Consider the following 16,669-nt stretch of genomic DNA (forward strand, 5'->3'; position numbering starts at 1 on the left):
GCGGGCGTGGAGCCCCTCACCTTACGAACGCGCGTCAATGATTTTGGGCGGCCGGGGCGCTGTCAACCCCGCCTGTGGATGACCCCGTTGAACATTCAGCGCGTGGGGAGGGCGGTCCGGACGTGGCGGCGTCCGGACCTGCCATCTTTGAAGACGCGCGACCCTCCCCCATCGGTTGCATGCTTTATGGTCCGGGTTGTGGACGACCTCAGTCAGCCGTGCGGCGAATGCGGTGCCACCGTGACCGGAGAGCCCAGCGAGACGGTGCTGGGCGGCCGGTTCACGTGCGGCTCCCGTGGCGCGGTCGTGCACGTCGACGGGGTCCGGAGGCTGCTGCTTGCGGTGTTCCGCCGGCGCAGTGCCACAGCCATCGCTCGTGTATCGCCGCTCTCATCTACTAGACGACCGGTCTACTGATTCTCTAGGGTTCCGATCATGACAACGCACACCGCCTGGCGCCGCCCGGCCGCCGGAGCTCTCGTCGTGGGCTGGGGCGCGAACATGTTCGCCTCGCTGCTGCAGACCTACCGCGGCGATCTGAGCAGGGTCCAGGTCACCGGGCTGTTCGGCGCGTACGCCATCGGCCTCATCCCTGCCCTCCTGGTCATGGCCCGCATCTCCGACCGCTTCGGCCGCCGCCGGGTGCTGTTGTCGGCGCTGCTGCTGGGCGCGACCGGTTCGGCGGTGATCCTCGCCGCGGGCAGTGCGTTCCCCGGGATCCTGGCCGGGCGGATCATCGTCGGCGTCAGCGCGGGCGCGGCGTTCGGTCCGGCCACCGCGTGGATCAAGGAGCTCTCCGGGCCCGGGGAGGGCGCCCGGCGCGCGACGATCGCGCTGACCTCGGGGTTCGCGGCGGGACCGCTGGTGTCCGGCATCGTCGTGCAGTGGCTTCCCGCGCCGCACACCACGTCGTACCTGATCCACATCGCCCTGGTCCTTCTCACCCTGCCCCTGGTGTGGCACGCTCCCGAACCGGGTCATCAGGGCGCGGGGGCCGGTGGCGGGCTCGACCTGCGGGAGTTGCTGACCAGCCGGGTCTTCCTGACCGCGGTCGTCCCGACGGCGCCGTGGGTCTTCGGGGCCGCGACGGTGGCCCTGGCCGCGCTGCCGGTGCTCGTGCCGCTGGGTGATTACGGCCCGGTAGGCAGTGGCGCTGCTGCGGCGGTCACGCTGGGGACGGGGATCGCGGTGCAGCCCTGGGCGCGACGGCTCGCTCTGCGTTCGCCGGCGGCACCGTTCCGTACGGGTGTCGCGGCGGTGATCATCGGCATGCTCGTCGCGGCTCTGACCGCGGCCACCGCGTCGCTGGTTCTGCTGATCGTCAGCGCGGTCCTGCTGGGTTCCGCGTACGGTCTGCTCCTGGTCAGCGGCCTGCAGCTCGTGCAGTCCCTGGCCCGCCCGGCCGATGCGGCGACCGCGGTGGCGGTGTTCTACGCGCTGACCTATGTGGGGTTCGCATTCCCGGTCCTGGTCCAGGCGCTGGGCGACCTCTGGACCCCGGCCGGCGTGCTCGCCGGTGGTGCCGGATTGGGCGTCCTCGCCATGGCGTCCACCATCGCCGCCTGGCCCCGGGAGCGCTCCGCACGCATACCGGCCTCACCACAGGCCCCGGCGCGGCAAAGCCCCCTCTGAACCCCACGGCCGGCCTACCGCGGTGAGGGCAGGTGGAGCGGCCGAGCTCGAGGACGGATGGCGCCGGTGCCGGCCCGCGACATCGTCAAATGCGGCCCGTGCAGCACCGGCGTCGCCCAACGCGGCCTCCAGCGACTGCCGCTGGAACTCGTCTCGGCTCATGGCGGCAAACCAGTGAGGGGGTACGACAATATTGCGTTGCCCCGGTCGGGTGACTGCGGCACCCTTCGCGACATGATCGAGTTGCGGTGGCGAGCGGATCGTCTACTGATCACGACGGCGGCCGCCGGGAGCGCGTCATGACGAAGGCACCTCAGCGGTGAAGTCGACGTCGGCGGCCGGGACCACCGCGGCGACCCGGCCCGGGGCTCCGCTGTACTCCCAGTAGAGGTTCGTGTGGGCGATGACCTTGTCGGGGGTCGGCGCACCGTACTCGGTGAGGTCCCCGGTGGTGTGCGCGTCGGCGACCAGCGTGGTGTCATAGCCGCGCCCGATCGCCCCGTGCAGCGTCGACCGGATGCACGCGTCGGTCTGTGCGCCGGAGATGACGACGTGGCCGACACCCCGCGCGGCGAGGATGTCCTCCAGGTCGGTGGCTTCGAACGAGTCGCCGTAGCGTTTGTGGACCAGGGCCTCGGAGTCGGCGCGTTCGAGCTCCGGCACGTACTGCCAGGCTTCGCTGCCGGAGGGGAGGTCGTCGCCGCTGTGCTGGATCCAGACGACCTCGGTGCCGGAGTTACGCGCCTTGTCGACCAGGGCGGCGATGGTTCCGACGATCGTGTCGCGTTCGTGGGCGCCGCTCACGACGCCGTTCTGCACGTCGATGACGAGCAGGGCCGTGTTCGGCCGGTTGTCGAGCGTAGTCATGATGCCGACCCTAGACGGACCCTCTGACATCCAGGAAGAAGACACAATGAGGATTCGACGGCGTACGGCTGCTGATCTGGACGCGTGCGTGGCGATGCTGCGGGCGGTGCACGAGCGGGACGCGTACCCGATGAATTGGCCTGTTGATCCGCGGTCCTGGCTTTTGGAAACGGCCTGGGTCGCCGAATGGGACGGGGTTGTGGCCGGGCATGTCGCCGTGCAGAGCGGGGAGATCCAGCGGTTGTTCGTGTCGGTGGACGCGCGACGACGATCGGTGGGGGAACAGCTCGTGCGGCACGTTCTGGACCAATACCGCGGCGCGCTGAAACTGGTCGTCATCGAGGGCGACGCGGCGGTGAAGTTCTACGAGGCGACCGGCTGGCGACACGCCGGCACGCAGCGGTCCGAGTGGGATCCGGGTGTGAACGTGCGGCGTTACGAATTAGCCCCAGAGGCGCAGGAAGAGTACGCCCAGGACGTCCAGAATGATCAGCAGGATCGGTGAGGAGAACGGGAAGAAACAGAAGACCAGCAGGATGAGTACGCCGATGTTCTTCTCCTCGAACCACAGGCGCATCCATTGCATGCCCGCACCGGGCCGGCGCATCGCCGACCACAGTGCCCCGAAACCGTCGAGCGGCGGGACGGGGATCAGCGCGAGCAGTCCGAAGGTGAGCAGGCCCACGCCGAAGCAGGCGAGGAGCTGGTCGGTGAACGGCATCGTGACGCCGCGGAGCACATCGGACGGGTTCAGCACGGAGAAATAGTTCACCGGCGCCGTGAGGGCGTACGCCAGAAAGAAGAACTGGGCCACGACGATGCAGGTCAGTGGGCCGGAGAGAAAGACCGCAGCGGCCCGGCCCCGGCCTCGCCAGCGGGGGATCTCGTCGACCGAGATGACCTTGCCCCAGCCCATGCCACCCACGGCGGCGGCGACCGCGCCGAACGGGTCGATGTCCTCGCGCGGGCGGGGGCTGATCGATTCGTTGCGGTTGACCAGGCCGAGGCTGCGGGCGGAGACCCGGATCGCGACCGCGCGCAGGACCAGGGCCAGCAGGAACGCGAGGACCAGGGCGACGAACGCCACCGGCTCGACGAGCGCGAACAGCAAGGGTCAGCTGCGTTCGGCGTGTGCGGCGATCACTTCGCGGGCGAGCTGGCGGTAGTTGCGGGCGCCGGACGATGCCGGGTCGAGGCTGGTGATCGGGGCGCCGGCCACGGTGGACTCGGGGAACTTGACGGTCTTGGTGATGACCGTCTGGTAGACCTTGTCGCCGAACGCCTCGACCACGCGCTGCAGGACCTGCCGGCAGTGGGTGGTGCGGGAGTCGTACATGGTGGCGAGGATGCCTTCGAGCTCGAGGTCGAAGTTGAGGCGCTCGCGGACCTTGTCGATGGTGTCGAGCAGCAGGGCGACACCGCGCAGGCTGAAGAACTCGCACTCCAGCGGGATGAGCACGCCGTGGGCGATGGTGAGCGCGTTGATCGCCAGCAGGCCCAGGGAGGGCTGGCAGTCGATCAGGATGAAGTCGTACTCCTTGCGGACCGTGCGCAGCACCCGGGCCAGCGCCATCTCACGGGCGACCTCGTTGACGAGCTGGATCTCGGCCGCGGAGAGGTCGATGTTGGCGGGCAGCAGGTGCAGGCCGGCCACATCGGTCTTGATGATGACGTCCTCGGCGGTGACGTCGTCCTGCATGAGCAGGTTGTAGATGCTCAGGTCGAGGTTGTGCGGGTTGACGCCGAGCCCGACGGAACAGGCGCCCTGCGGGTCGAAGTCGACGAGCAGCACCTTGCGGCCGTATTCGGCGAGGGCGGCACCGAGGTTGATGGTCGTGGTGGTCTTGCCCACGCCACCCTTCTGGTTGGCCAGCGCGATGATCCGCGCAGGGCCATGCCGGTCGGTAGGCATCGGCTCGGGGATCGGACGGCGCATCGTGTACGCAGTGGGATCCGCCGGGCCCAGGTCGGCACCCAGATCGAGGGAATTCTGCTGCTCCCTCAGGGCCGAGGTCCAGGCCTCCGCACGCTCACCGTTACCTGCCATGACCTCTAGCCCCCTCTCGACCCGCAGCCGGAGCCGATGCCCGACTGTACGCCACCGGGACCGCCCATCCGGGGTCACCCGTTCGGCGTGTCGCCCACTGGTACCTAACGGTTAACGAGCGCGGGGATGGGAGGTGGCGTACACCTCACGGAGCCGGTCCACTGTCACCAGCGTGTAGACCTGCGTCGTGGTCACCGATGCGTGACCCAGCAACTCCTGCACGACGCGGACGTCGGCGCCGCCGTCGAGCAGGTGTGTCGCGTACGAGTGTCGCAGTGTATGCGGTGAGACGGCGTGCGCACCGTCCACAGGAAGATCCGCAGCGTGCGCGGCGCGGTGCAGGATCGTCCAGGCACTCTGGCGCGACAGTCCACCCCCGCGGGCATTGAGGAAAACCGCCGGGGTGCCTTTGCCCGCGGCCACGAGCGGGGGACGGCCACGCACCAGGTACGCATCGAGCGCGTCACGCGCGTACGTTCCGAGCGGCACCACCCTGGTCCGGCCGCCCTTGCCGTGCAGTGTCACCACGCTGCGGTCCAGGTCGTCGATCGCCAGCCCGACCGCCTCGGAGATCCGCGCGCCGGTGCCGTAGAGGAATTCCAGCAGCGCCCGGTCACGCAGGGCCAGGGGTTCGTCGCCGGTGACCGTGCCGAGCAGCCGCGTCACCTGGTCGACGTCGAGGGCCTTGGGCAGGCGTTTCGGCGGGGTGGGCGGTTTGACGTCGCGGCTCACGTCGTGCGCGGCGATGCCTTCGCGGGCGGCGAAACGGTGCAATCCGCGTACCGCTGAAATCGCCCTTGCGGCCGACGAGGCCGACAGCGCGGGATGATCGGGTGACCCCTCCCGCAGCTGGAGCAGGTGTTCGGTCAGGTCGGCGGGGGTGACCGCGGCCAGGTCGGTGACTCCGGCCGCGGTCAGGGATTCCAGATAACGATCCAGATCCCGCCGGTACGACGTGAGCGTGTTGCGGGACAGGCCCCGCTCGACGGTCAGGTGGTCGAGATAGGTCTGCACCGTCCGCTGCAGGACGGGAACGCTCAGCTCAGCACCTCGGCGAGCGGGACGGCCGTCATGCCGTGCGCCTCGGCGACCGGGCCGTAGACGACGTGGCCGTCGTGGGTGTTGAGGCCCAGGGCCAGCGCCGGGTCTGCCTTGACGGCGTCGCGCCAGCCCAGGTTGGCGAGCTCCAGGGCGTACGGCAAAGTGACGTTGGTCAGTGCATAGGTGCTGGTGTGCGGCACCGCGCCGGGCATGTTGGCCACGCAGTAGAACATCGACTGGTGCACCGGGTAGACCGGGTCTGCGTGCGTGGTCGGCTTCGAGTCCTCGAAGCAGCCGCCCTGGTCGATCGCGATGTCGACGAGCACGCTGCCCGGCTTCATCCGCGACACCAGGTCGTTGGAGATCAGGTTGGGTGCCTTCGCACCCGGGACCAGAACCGCGCCGATGACCAGGTCGGCGTCGATGACGGCCTTCTCGATCTCGTACGCGTTGGACGCGATCGTCTGCAGATGCCCCCGGTAATCGGCGTCGGCCGCCCGCAACCGGGCGATGTTCTTGTCGAGCACGAGCACCTCGGCCTGCATGCCCAGCGCGATCGCCGCGGCGTTCATCCCGGACACCCCGGCACCGATGACGACGACCTTCGCCGCGTAGACCCCGGGCACCCCGCCCATCAGCACGCCACGACCACCGCCGGAGCGCATCAGATGGTACGAGCCGACCTGCGGCGCGAGCCGGCCCGCGACCTCGGACATCGGGGCGAGCAGCGGCAACGACCGGTCGGGCAGCTCCACGGTCTCGTAGGCGATCCCGGTCACCTTGCGGTCGAGCAGCGCGTCGGTGCACTCCTTCGACGCGGCCAGGTGCAGGTAGGTGAACAGGACCTGCCCCTCGCGCATCCGCGGATACTCCTCCGCGACGGGCTCCTTGACCTTGAGGATCAGGTCACCGGTCTGCCACACCTCGTCGGCGCCCGGCAGGATCTTCGCCCCGGCCGCCAGGTAGTCAGCGTCGGTGATCGAGGAGCCTTCCCCGGCCCCGGCCTGCACGAAGACCTCATGGCCCGCACGGCTCAGCTCGTAGACCCCGGCCGGCGTGATCGCCACCCGGAACTCGTTGTTCTTGACTTCGCTCGGAATGCCGACCTTCACAGCCGACACCGTCCTTTCCGGGGTGGAGACATCGATGGCTCATACCCGAGACGGGCTGCTTCGCAGACTACCGTCCCACTCAGTGGAAGATACTGCCGATCGGTTACCCGCCGATCAAGATCCTGTGTCGGGCGCTTCTTCCGATCACACCTCTTGATATGTACGTTCATCTATATGTGGAAGCGCTCCCAAATCCTGGGTGTCACCCTCGCTGCCGCGGCGACCGTCCTCGCCGCCGGCTATGCGACCGCACCCGCCTTCGCCGTCACCGCCTGCGATGTCGCCTGGACCGCGAACTCGTGGGCCACCGGCTTCACCGCCGACATCACACTTACCAACAACGCCGCCCCGCTCACCGCCTGGTCGCTGACCTGGACGTTCCCCGGCAGCCAGCAGATCACCTCCGGCTGGAACGCGGGCGTCACCCAGTCCGGCCGCACAGTCACGGCCACCAACGTCGCCTGGAACGGCTCACTGGGCACGGGCGCCTCAGCCTCCTTCGGCGTCCAGGGCACCGCCACCGGCGCGTTCGCCACGCCCACGGACTTCGCGGTCAACGGCGTCTCCTGCTCCGGCGCCGCGCCGTCGCCCTCCCCCTCCTCCCCTTCCTCGCCCTCTACTCCTCCCACCTCGACGCCGCCCTCTTCCGGCTCGGGTGACAGCTTTGAAAACCAGGCCGCGGGTACGCCCGCAGGCGACTGGTCGATCTCCACCCCCGACTGCTCCGGGGCAGGCACCGCGACCATCGACAAGACGGTCGCGCACACCGGCACCACGTCACTGCGCATCAACGGCGCCGCCGGCTACTGCAACCACGTCTTCGCCGCCAACACCAGCATCCTCAACCCGGCCGCCACCGCCTGGTACGTCCGCTACTGGGTCCGCCACACCACCGCCCTCCCGGTAGCGCACACCACCGCCGTAGCCCTGCGCGACGCCGCCGACGCCAACAAGGACCTCCGCTTCGGAGGCCAGAACGCCGCCCTGCAATGGAACCGCGCCTCCGACGACGCGACCCTGCCCGAACAGAGCCCCACCGGCGTCGCCCTGTCCCGCCCGCTGCCCGTGAACACCTGGACCTGCGTCGAGTTCTCCGTGAACGGCGCGGACGGCACGATGGACACCTGGCTCGACGGCGTCTCAGTGCCGGGGCTGCACCAGGACGGCGTACCCACCCACGACATCGACAGCCAGTGGCTCAACCGCACCTACCGCCCCCGCCTCACCGACCTGCGCCTCGGCTGGGAAAGCTACGGCGAAGGCGCCGACACCCTCTGGTACGACGACGTCGCGGTAGCAGCCACCCGGATCGGCTGCTGACGTTCGCTACCTTGTTGCCCGTGAACCCCTCTCTCAACGTGCACGTAACCGGCCGCCGCATCGTCGCCACCCTGATCGACGGCCTCGTGTTCAGCATCCTCAGCGCCATCATCAGCAAGGTCTTCGGCCTGAACCTGCCCACCTCGGACGTCGACCTCACCCAGCTGGACGTCGGCGGCAGCGGCATCCTGCTCGTCCTCGCCCTGGCCTACTACCTGCTGATGGAGGGCCTCCTGGGCCGCACGGTCGGCAAAATGGTCACCGGCATCCGCGTCATCAGCGAGGACGGCGGCCGCCCCGGCTTCGTCTCGGTCCTGGTCCGCACCCTGCTCCGCCTGATCGACGGCCTGCTCGGCTACCTCGTCGGCCTCATCATCGTGGTCAACTCCTCGCGCCGCCGCCGCCTCGGCGACATGGCCGCGAAGACCCTGGTCGTGCGCAACTGACCCATGGCGCGTGATCACTACCGCTGACCACAGCAAAGGCGCCCGGCCCCAGGGCCAGGCGCCTTTCAGCTGAGCACTCAGTTGACGAAGTCCTGCGTGACCCACACGCGCCCGTCAGCACCCCGGGTGACCGCCAGCCCGATCTTCTTGAACCCGGAACTGAGCAGGTTCCTGCGGTGCCCGTCGTTCGGCGCGACCTCGGCCAGCATCAGATCGGTCAGCCCGTTAGCCGCGGCGACGATCTCCGCCTGGTTGTTCCCGGCGTTGCCCTGCCCGATGTTCTCCCCGGCCGACGTCCACGACACCCCCGCCGCAGTGAACCGGTCCCCCAGCCCGGCCTCGCCCGCGCACTGGTGCGAAAGCCCGCAACCCCCGACCATCAACGCATTGTGGGCGGCCGAGGCCTTCGAAAGATCCCCATTCAGCGTGTACGCGGAAAGCCCGCTCGACGTCCGCGCACTGTTGATGTGCGCGAGGACCTGGTCGAGCACCGCATCCCCACTAGGCGGCACAGTCGTCGGCGCCGTGGTCGGCGCAACGGTCACCGGCGGCTTCGTCGTCGGCGCGGTCGTCGGCGCCACGGTCGTCGGCGCGGTCGTGGGCGCCGCCGTCGGGGGAGCGGCGGTCGTAGGCGCGATCGTCGTCGGCGCGGCACTGGTCGGCGTCGCCGAGGGGCTGCTGGTCGGCGTACTCGTGGCGGTCTTGGTCGGCCGTGGGTGGTAGCGGCCTCGTGAGGCGTTGACCGTGTTGGTCGCCGCGCCGAGCGACGGGTTCACGTGCCGCACTGCCTGCGGGCGGTGGTGGGTCGTCTGAGCGGACGCGACGCCGGCGGCTCCGGCCCCGAGCAGCCCGAGGGTGCAGGTGGCGAGCACGATGTAACGGGTCCGCTTGATCGGCATACGGTGACGCGAAGACACGAGGTACCTCATCGATCGGGCGGGCGGTGACTCCCGCAGGCTGGTGATGCTGGCGCGCTCGACTATGCGCGAGCGCGCCCCACACCAGCCCGAGCTTTGAAGAAGATTTAAAGATAGAGTGCCCTAACGCACCCAAGGGCGGCCGAGCTGCGACGACGCGCCCACACCGACGACCGCCAGCGCCGCCCAGGGAATTACAGTTGCCGCATTCCCGGAATTCGCCCCATTTCGGCGGCGACGACGGTTTCACCGAATTGACTTACGTGAATAAGTCTGGGCATTCGCCCACCATGCGTATCATGGGATGGCCCGGCGCATTGAGAGTCGTCGACGTCAGGGCATGACGCTGTCGCTGGGGGGACCGATGCCGTTGTCGAACCATCGCATCCAAAAGTCCCACCTGGACCTGCTCTATCGCGGTCAAGGCAGCGCCGAACTCACCCATCAGCTCCGCATTACCGAATTCAGCCGCCGGTTGCTGATCTTCAAATCCGTCACCGACCTCCTGACCGGCCGCCCGGAGTTACTCGACGGCTTGCCACCCGCGGCGCACGCTCTCGACCTGCTGCAGAAGGTCGACGACGCCGATCGGGAAATCATCCGGGAAGTGCTGCTCCACCCCCAGGTCGGAGCGTGGGCCGCGTACCTGATGCGCCGTTGCCTGGGGTTCGTCGAGTCCGACGCACCACTGTGGGTGGACGCGGGAATGCTGCACGCGGTGGCATTCGTCGCCGCCGTACGCCACGGCCTGGACTGGACCACGCTCATCCCCGCCCGTGACGGCCAGGCGATGCTCCCGGGCCTAGGGGCCGCGGTCTTCCCCAGCGACACCCGGTGGACCCTCGTGGAGGCGGAGACACACGCCGGCGAGGTGACACTGAGCGGGGAGGGCACGGTCGTACGTCGCTCAGCCGGCGACACCGGATGGCGGGAGCTGCGCCGACTGAGTCTCGGCGCCGTTCCCGCGCTGAACGTGACGCTGGACGACCTGGACCCGTACCGCGACCTGGGTGATCCCGCCGAGCCGCGCCGCCTGCCCCAGCCCGAGGCCGACCGGTGGACGACCCTGGCGACCGACGCGTGGGAGATCCTCTGCACCACCCACCCCGGCAGCGCGCAGGCCATGGCGCCGGGCATCCTCTCGATCGTCCCGCTCGCCGACGACGGCCACAACGAAACCCGCAGCGCCTCCACCGGCGAAGCATTCGGCAGCGTGCTGGTCTCCGAGCCCTACAACGCCCGCTCCCTCGCCGTCGCCCTGGTCCACGAGCACGCCCACATCCAGCTGGGCGCGCTCCTCCACCTGCTCCCCGTGACGACCGGCGGCGACGACGAGGTCTTCTACGCCCCCTGGCGCGATGACCCACGCGCATTCCCGGGCCTGGTCCAGGGAATCTACGCATTCGTCAACATCGCCGCTTTCTGGCGCGACGAGGCCCGCGTACACCACGACGTCATGGCCGAGTTCGAATACCTGCACGGCCGCCGCCAAGCCCAGCTGGCCATCGGCGTCGCGACCGCGTCCGGCCGGCTCACCGAGGTCGGCACGCACCTCATCGCCGGCCTCGCCGAGCGGGTCGCCAGCTGGTCGGCCGACATCACGACCGGAGCCCCGTTCCACGCCGCCGGCATCATCACCGACCGCCACCGGGCGGGCTGGCGAATCCGCCACCTCACCCCCGCCCCGGAATCGGTCAAGCCCCTCGCCACCGCCTGGTCACGCGGCGAGCCCGCACCGCTGCTGGACCCCGACTACCGCGTCGTCGCCGGCGAAAAACGCTGGTCGCAGGGCCAGCTCGCCCTGGCCCGGCGCTGGATCACCCGGGGCGACGCGACACCGACACCCCGGCTACGCACACTCGGCGTGGACGACGCCGACGCCGCCCTGCTGACCGGCGAGAACCACACCGCCACAGCCCGCTACGCCCGCCGCATCGTCGACAACCCCGACGACCTCGACGCCTGGAGCGGCCTCAGCATCGCCCTCGACGGCCCGGCAGGCCGAACCCTGGCCGAACACCCCTCACTGATCCGCGCCATCCACGCCGAAACCGACGCCTTCATCAAGGATCCCGTCGCGCTGGCAGCCTGGCTGAGCCAAACCTGGCACCACCGCTAAACACCATTCCAATTCTGCCGTACGGTCTCCTCGAGCTGCGCAAACTCCGCCGTCTCCGCACCCAGCAGTAGCCCCACCGCACCGAGCAGCGCGGCCTGCCCCTCCTCGAAACCCTCACACGCCCGGACGATCGAGATGACATGCGTCCGCGCGGTCGGACTGTAGGCGATCACCGAGCGGATATGCGTGGGCAACTCATCCACCAGAAGCCGCCGTTCATGCTCGTCACGAACCAGCCGTACCGCCAGTAGGGCCTCCACGATCCGCGACAGCTCCGCGACCCGCCCCGGCCGTCTGTCGGGCCTGGCCACCGCGGGAACAGGCTCGACCACCCCGGCCAGAGCACGCAGGTACGACGCCGCCCCGGCCGCCGCGTACCCGTGCCACCCGTCGTTCTTGCGGTCATCGGCCAGATCGGAGACACCCCGAATCATGAACCACTCCCGGCCGTGCAACCCGGCACCGACGGAGATCCCGGAACCCTCCATCTCGAACGCGATGATGCCGTGAACATCCGCGAGCCCGTCCCGCAACACCGCGTCCCGCAACAACACGTCCGCACTGCCGATCGCACCCCGATGCACCGACGGCGTGCCACCCTCCGGCGGCGGCCGGCGAAACCCGGGATTGACCCGCTCGAGCTCCGCCAGCACCGGCTCCCAGGGCCGCCTGCCGTCATGCTGCCCCACGGCCAACCGGTTGTCGGCGGCCAGGAACATGGTGGAGATGTCCCCACTGGCCCGGCGCAGCTCCCGCGAACCATTCGTGGCTCGCAGATGCCCGTAGTCGACGATGCCCCCGGTGGCACTGACGACATCACCCAGCCGAACCCCTGCAGCCGGCAACCCCGCCGCAATGCCACACATGACCACAACCCGTATCGACGGGAACGACCGGGCCATGTCGACAACCGTTGCCGCGGCATTCCGGGTCCCGTCCCGTGTCAGCATCACAGCCGCAACCCGATGCGGCACCCGCTCCTCCGCACTCGGCAACGTCCCCACGCAGTAGTAGCCCGGATCACCGGCCACCCGCAGATCCCGCACACCGTCCAGCACCGCCCGCACCGTGGCCAGCTCGATCGCTATCGCAGTCACGATTCCGATCGTCACTTCCCCGGGCATCGACGTCCCCCGCTCGCCCCAGCGCATTCGCACCGGATTCGGCACGGCGTGAATACTCTATCGGCCTTTACTCACGCCCGGCCACCACTGAATAGTGCCTTCGGTGACCCGCGCGTATGAGACACTGACAGAGCTGAATGACCGAAAATCGGGGCACCGCACTGCCGTGTCAGCCGCAGCCTCAAGCCTCGCAGGGTCTGACGTGAGAAGGGAATCCACACCGTGGACCGCGATCCCCCGGAGATTGAAACGGATCTGATCGACCTTTCGGCCACTTCCCTCCGGCAACTGCGCGATACCGACCATCGCCTGCTGACCACGTCGCAGGAGGCAATGTTGGAACAACTCGAACATGCCCGCGCAAACCTCGGACAGGGTCCCCCGGGGCGCGTCGACTGAATAACGATGGCGCCGGTGCCCAGCACCGACGCCATCGCTCGACAGCTCGTTCGCCCTACAGTGGCATCGGATCGATGTCGCAGTCCGCCCGGAGATTCTGCAGAGCATTCAGCGTGGCGGGGTGGCGCGCGCCTAGCGCACGTCGAAGGCTCGCCAGCGTGTCCGAGAGGATCCGGTCCGCCTCGCTGATCCGGCCGGCCGCCCGCAGGTCTAGGGCCAGATTGACACTGCAGGCCAGCGTTGACGGATGCTCCGTGCCGAGGACCCGTTCCGATCGCGCGAGCGTGTCGGTGTCGCGCTCGTAGGCCGCTTGAAGATCGCCCAGCTTGAACAGGTCACTGGCGTAGTTGGTAGCGCAGATGAGGGTGACCGGGTGATCCGGGCCGAGCGTTTCCTCCAGCAGGGCCAGCGATTCCCGGTCGTGCTCCAACGCTTTCTCGACGGCTCCGTCGAGCCGGAGCACCACCGCGAGATTGGTCCTGGCCGACAACGTGTAAGTGTGTCGCTCGCCGAACAGCCGCAGGTATCTTGCCAGCGCGTCCTCGCCCACCTTCTGGGCGCTTTGGAGATCCCCGTCGTGACGAAGGTCGACGGCCAGGTTCTGCGCGGCAGCAATCGTGTCGGGGTGATCATCGCTATAGCGACGCTGATATTTGACGAAGGTCTCACTGGAGAGCTCCAACGCCCCGGGATGATCGCCTGCCTTGCGGCGCGTCACGGACAGCGCCCTGCCCATGCGCAAGGTCGCCGGTGCGTCGCTACCGAAGACAGCGATGCTGCGCTTGTAAGCGAGCTCGTGCTCCTGCCGGGTGGCCATGTAGTCGCCGGCCTCACGGCGGTCGATCAGCAGGTTGTAGAGCGAGAGCATCGTCGCGTTGTCATCGGGGCCCAGAACGTTGAGATGTCGACGGTAGTTCTCCCGGTCACTGCGCTCCGCCTCCCGGAACTCCCCCAGGAACCGCAGGCTCACCCCGAGAACGTTCACGCCGTTCAAGGTGATGGGATCGTCCATGCCGAACGCCCGCCGCGCGACATCGACCGAACTGCGGTCCAGCTCCTTCGCGGCCTTGAAATCCCCGCTCGCCCTCAGGACTGCCGAGACGAGCCACATCGCATCGAGTGTGCCCTCGTCCTCGTCGCCGAAGGTCTGCCGGTATCGCTCGAGCGTCTCCTGATTCAGGGTCCGCGCTTCCCGGTACTTACCGTTGACCAAATACATCCAGCCGAGCCACTTCGCGACCCGTAGGGTGTGGCCGTCGACCGGGCCCCGATCGATGACGCGATGCCTGTAGGCCTGTGCGGCCAACGCCTCGCTGCCCTCGTGATCACCGAAGTAGTAGAGGTAGCGCATCACGCCGAACACAAGGTCGTGAACCCGCGGATCCGGCGATGCGACCGCGTCAGAGGCATCGACGTGCGCCCGCAGGACACCGTACATCTCCCATTGCTTCCGTCCGCCCGGATCGTTCGGGTTCGCGTTCGCCAGCAGGGTATGGGCACCGCGACGCATCAGCTCCTGCTGCTCGAGATCCATGCTGTCCGTGAGCACCAGCCGGATGAGGCGGTGAATCTGCAGCGTGTTGTCCCGGTGGTCGTACTTCGCCAGGCCCAGCCGCAGAATGTCACGGATCACCCTGCCGATGCTGTAGGTGTCACGCAGCGTCGCATCGAGTTCCGGCGTGATCTCGGCCGCACTCGAACCGGTGAACAGATTGCGCGAAATGGGCTCGGGTGCGAGAAACGAACAGACCTGCAGAAGTTGCAGCGCCGCGAGGTTGTCGACGGTCAGTTTTTCGAGCGACATGCTCCATGCCGCCCGGACGGTGAGCCGGTAATCCGGTGGCGGATCCACATCGAACAGCTCGAGCCGTTTATCGCTCAGGAGCCGCAGATACTCCGTGGCGTCCATACCGGTGGTCGCCCGCCACGCGGAGGCTGCCTCGATCGCCAGCGGCAGATCACCGAGCGCCATCGCCAGGCTGTTCGCGTCGCCGTCCGCGAGGTCGGGGTTCCTGTTCCGCAGGAAAGCGATGCTCTCCTCACGGGTGAAGACGTCGACCTCCAGCGCCCGGGTGCCGCGCTCCCATTCCGGGTTGCGTGACGTGACGAGAATACGTCCCGCACCACCGGTGGGAAAGAATTTCCGCACCTCTACCGGATCTTCCGCGTTGTCGAAGATCAGCAACCAGTCACGATAATCCGTGCCTCCGGTGCTGAGCGCTTGTTTCACCGCCGGGACGGCAGCGTTGGCCTCGGGGCTGACATCGAGCCCGAGTCGCTGCGCGAGCTTGGTCAGCGAGGTCAGAATCTGGCCGATCTCCTCGGCGGGAATCCACCACACGAGGTCGAACTCGCTGCTGTGCAGGTGAACATATTCAATGGCGATCTGAGATTTACCGACGCCACCCATCCCGTGAATTGCCTGGGGCAAGACGGCGGTTTCGCGGCGCATATTCAACTCGCGATGTAAATTGTCGAGGAACTCACCGCGACCGGTGAAGTCAGGATTTCGCTGCGGCACGTCACCCCACACCTGGGGAAGCTTCTCCAGGTCTTGCGTCGTGTCGGCGACCTGAGCCATATCTTCTCCATTCTCAACGCTCATGTCGCCATGAGTCACCGAAGCGGCCTCAACCTCCGCATCCGGGGCGCCCACGTCGAGACCATCGTGAGATGACCCGAGATTTATTTGCATTTCAGGCGTCAACATTACACCATTTTGCGGGAGTAAAGCAGTGTATGGCGGTTTTCCCGAATCCGACGCGCCCCCCTCCGGATCCATTACTTCGAGGGGGCCGGCAGGACGCGGGCCCGGCACTAAGGCCCCTGCCCCCGCCTCGGCGAAAATCTCGTCCGAGAGCTCGAGCCGATCGGCGACCTCGGCGATCCACGCGTCGAGCTCGGACCGCAGGGGACCGTTCAGACCCGCCGTAGCACGATGAGCGAAGATCAGTGCGGTGGCCACGCCCTCAGCGTTGCGCGCGGCCAGGCCCTCGAACACCTGGACCAGATCCCGCGGGCCCGGCGGGGCCTCCGGCAGGAGCTCCCGGGTCAGCGGCTGCCACCACGCCGGATCGTCGGCCTCGGCCGTCGCGCGGCGGAGCAACTCGTGCACATGCTGCGTTTCACCAGGCAGTAACAGACTGGCCAGCGACGCCGACTCCACCAGCGAACCGACCAGCCGCGTAGCCGGCGCCTCCGGCGCCATCACCGCCAGCGCCTCCTTGAGTGCGCGTAGCGCCCCGCGGGTGCCGATACAGGTGAGCACGATTTCTATGACATGGGTACGGGCCTGGTCTCGTTCCGGCACGTCCGGGAACATCCGCACATCGCGCCGAACGAGGTTAATCAACAGCCGCCGGTCCGCGAGACTGTGGGTGACAGGCACGTCGACCAACGCGGCAACCAGCGCCTTGCGGAGCTCTGCCGCCGGGTCCTTCCTGACGGCGTGAGTCACATCAGGCCCCCAATGCGCTGACGAAGGTCGATGGACCCCATGCTCTACCCAAAGTGCCGACAATGCAAAGACCGATATGCGTCAGTCATCGCCAGAGGAAACCGGCGATGGCCACCACTACGGCCTCGGCAACCGGCATCGCCTGGCAGAAAAAGCAATGAGCACGCAATTAACCGGCAACCTTGACC

General features: G+C 68.1%; 14 protein-coding genes and 1 pseudogene. 7 read left to right on the top strand and 8 right to left on the bottom strand.

What is annotated here, in order from left to right; all coding sequences use genetic code 11:
* Positions 1–198 precede the first annotated feature (198 nt).
* Positions 199–417: a hypothetical protein gene (locus Ahu01nite_RS47250; protein ID WP_203843316.1), complete on the top strand. Its 219-nt coding sequence runs from the start codon at positions 199–201 to the stop codon at positions 415–417.
* A gap of 84 nt (positions 418–501) precedes the next feature.
* Positions 502–1,401: pseudogene (locus Ahu01nite_RS47255) on the top strand (MFS transporter); the annotation flags it as partial.
* A gap of 528 nt (positions 1,402–1,929) precedes the next feature.
* Here Ahu01nite_RS47255 and Ahu01nite_RS47260 read toward each other — a convergent pair.
* Positions 1,930–2,499 carry a cysteine hydrolase family protein gene (locus tag Ahu01nite_RS47260; protein ID WP_203843318.1) on the bottom strand — a complete coding sequence of 190 codons (570 nt, stop codon included), beginning with the start codon at positions 2,497–2,499 and terminating at the stop codon, positions 1,930–1,932.
* A gap of 46 nt (positions 2,500–2,545) precedes the next feature.
* On the opposite strand from Ahu01nite_RS47260, the gene Ahu01nite_RS47265 reads away from it, so the two are divergent.
* Entirely contained in the window at positions 2,546–3,004 is a 459-nt protein-coding gene (locus Ahu01nite_RS47265) for a GNAT family N-acetyltransferase (RefSeq protein WP_203843319.1), read from the top strand.
* On the opposite strand, the gene Ahu01nite_RS47270 is transcribed toward Ahu01nite_RS47265, so the two are convergent.
* The 4 genes from Ahu01nite_RS47270 to ald form a co-directional block, all read right to left on the bottom strand.
* Entirely contained in the window at positions 2,942–3,610 is a 669-nt protein-coding gene (locus Ahu01nite_RS47270) for a zinc metalloprotease (protein WP_203843320.1), read from the bottom strand. The two genes, Ahu01nite_RS47265 and Ahu01nite_RS47270, sit on opposite strands and share 63 nt — an antisense overlap.
* A 3-nt stretch (positions 3,611–3,613) precedes the next feature.
* Positions 3,614–4,546 (bottom strand): ParA family protein, encoded by a 933-nt coding sequence (locus Ahu01nite_RS47275; protein ID WP_203843321.1) that lies wholly within the window; start codon positions 4,544–4,546, stop codon positions 3,614–3,616.
* Positions 4,547–4,657: 111 nt separating this feature from the next.
* A complete protein-coding gene (locus Ahu01nite_RS47280) occupies positions 4,658–5,587 on the bottom strand; it encodes a site-specific tyrosine recombinase XerD (RefSeq protein ID WP_203843344.1) in 930 nt (309 codons plus the stop codon).
* Positions 5,584–6,699: an alanine dehydrogenase gene (ald, locus tag Ahu01nite_RS47285; RefSeq protein WP_203843322.1), complete on the bottom strand. Its 1,116-nt coding sequence runs from the start codon at positions 6,697–6,699 to the stop codon at positions 5,584–5,586. The genes Ahu01nite_RS47280 and ald overlap by 4 nt, the downstream gene beginning before the upstream one ends.
* A gap of 174 nt (positions 6,700–6,873) precedes the next feature.
* On the opposite strand from ald, the gene Ahu01nite_RS47290 reads away from it, so the two are divergent.
* On the top strand, positions 6,874–8,019 hold the full coding sequence (locus Ahu01nite_RS47290) for a cellulose-binding domain-containing protein (protein ID WP_203843323.1): 1,146 nt from the start codon (positions 6,874–6,876) through the stop codon (positions 8,017–8,019).
* A gap of 20 nt (positions 8,020–8,039) precedes the next feature.
* Positions 8,040–8,465: an RDD family protein gene (locus Ahu01nite_RS47295; protein WP_203843324.1), complete on the top strand. Its 426-nt coding sequence runs from the start codon at positions 8,040–8,042 to the stop codon at positions 8,463–8,465.
* A gap of 77 nt (positions 8,466–8,542) precedes the next feature.
* Here the strand turns inward: Ahu01nite_RS47295 and Ahu01nite_RS47300 are convergent, their stop codons facing one another.
* On the bottom strand, positions 8,543–9,364 hold the full coding sequence (locus Ahu01nite_RS47300) for a CAP domain-containing protein (protein ID WP_203843325.1): 822 nt from the start codon (positions 9,362–9,364) through the stop codon (positions 8,543–8,545).
* A 358-nt stretch (positions 9,365–9,722) separates the two neighbouring features.
* Between Ahu01nite_RS47300 and Ahu01nite_RS47305 the strand changes: the two genes are divergently transcribed.
* Positions 9,723–11,501: an HEXXH motif domain-containing protein gene (locus Ahu01nite_RS47305; RefSeq protein WP_203843326.1), complete on the top strand. Its 1,779-nt coding sequence runs from the start codon at positions 9,723–9,725 to the stop codon at positions 11,499–11,501.
* On the opposite strand, the gene Ahu01nite_RS47310 is transcribed toward Ahu01nite_RS47305, so the two are convergent.
* Entirely contained in the window at positions 11,498–12,598 is a 1,101-nt protein-coding gene (locus Ahu01nite_RS47310) for an effector-associated domain 2-containing protein (protein WP_203843327.1), read from the bottom strand. The two genes, Ahu01nite_RS47305 and Ahu01nite_RS47310, sit on opposite strands and share 4 nt — an antisense overlap.
* 249 nt (positions 12,599–12,847) lie before the next feature.
* On the opposite strand from Ahu01nite_RS47310, the gene Ahu01nite_RS47315 reads away from it, so the two are divergent.
* Positions 12,848–13,024, top strand: a complete 177-nt coding sequence (locus Ahu01nite_RS47315; protein WP_203843328.1) for a hypothetical protein — start codon at positions 12,848–12,850, stop codon at positions 13,022–13,024.
* Positions 13,025–13,079: 55 nt separating this feature from the next.
* On the opposite strand, the gene fxsT is transcribed toward Ahu01nite_RS47315, so the two are convergent.
* Entirely contained in the window at positions 13,080–16,481 is a 3,402-nt protein-coding gene (gene fxsT / locus Ahu01nite_RS47320; RefSeq protein ID WP_203843329.1) for an FxSxx-COOH system tetratricopeptide repeat protein, read from the bottom strand.
* Positions 16,482–16,669: the final 188 nt, after the last annotated feature.

Source organism: Winogradskya humida, from assembly GCF_016862215.1.
Classification (GTDB): domain Bacteria; phylum Actinomycetota; class Actinomycetes; order Mycobacteriales; family Micromonosporaceae; genus Actinoplanes; species Actinoplanes humidus.

Excerpts from the sequence above, each read along its gene's own strand:
- Ahu01nite_RS47260 (WP_203843318.1), bottom strand. The coding sequence starts at position 2,499 with ATGACTACGCTCGACAACCGGCCGAACACGGCCCTGCTCGTCATCGAC.
- Ahu01nite_RS47265 (WP_203843319.1), top strand. The coding sequence starts at position 2,546 with ATGAGGATTCGACGGCGTACGGCTGCTGATCTGGACGCGTGCGTGGCG.
- Ahu01nite_RS47275 (WP_203843321.1), bottom strand. The coding sequence starts at position 4,546 with ATGGCAGGTAACGGTGAGCGTGCGGAGGCCTGGACCTCGGCCCTGAGG.
- Ahu01nite_RS47290 (WP_203843323.1), top strand. The coding sequence starts at position 6,874 with ATGTGGAAGCGCTCCCAAATCCTGGGTGTCACCCTCGCTGCCGCGGCG.
- Ahu01nite_RS47300 (WP_203843325.1), bottom strand. The coding sequence starts at position 9,364 with ATGCCGATCAAGCGGACCCGTTACATCGTGCTCGCCACCTGCACCCTC.
- Ahu01nite_RS47305 (WP_203843326.1), top strand. The coding sequence starts at position 9,723 with ATGACGCTGTCGCTGGGGGGACCGATGCCGTTGTCGAACCATCGCATC.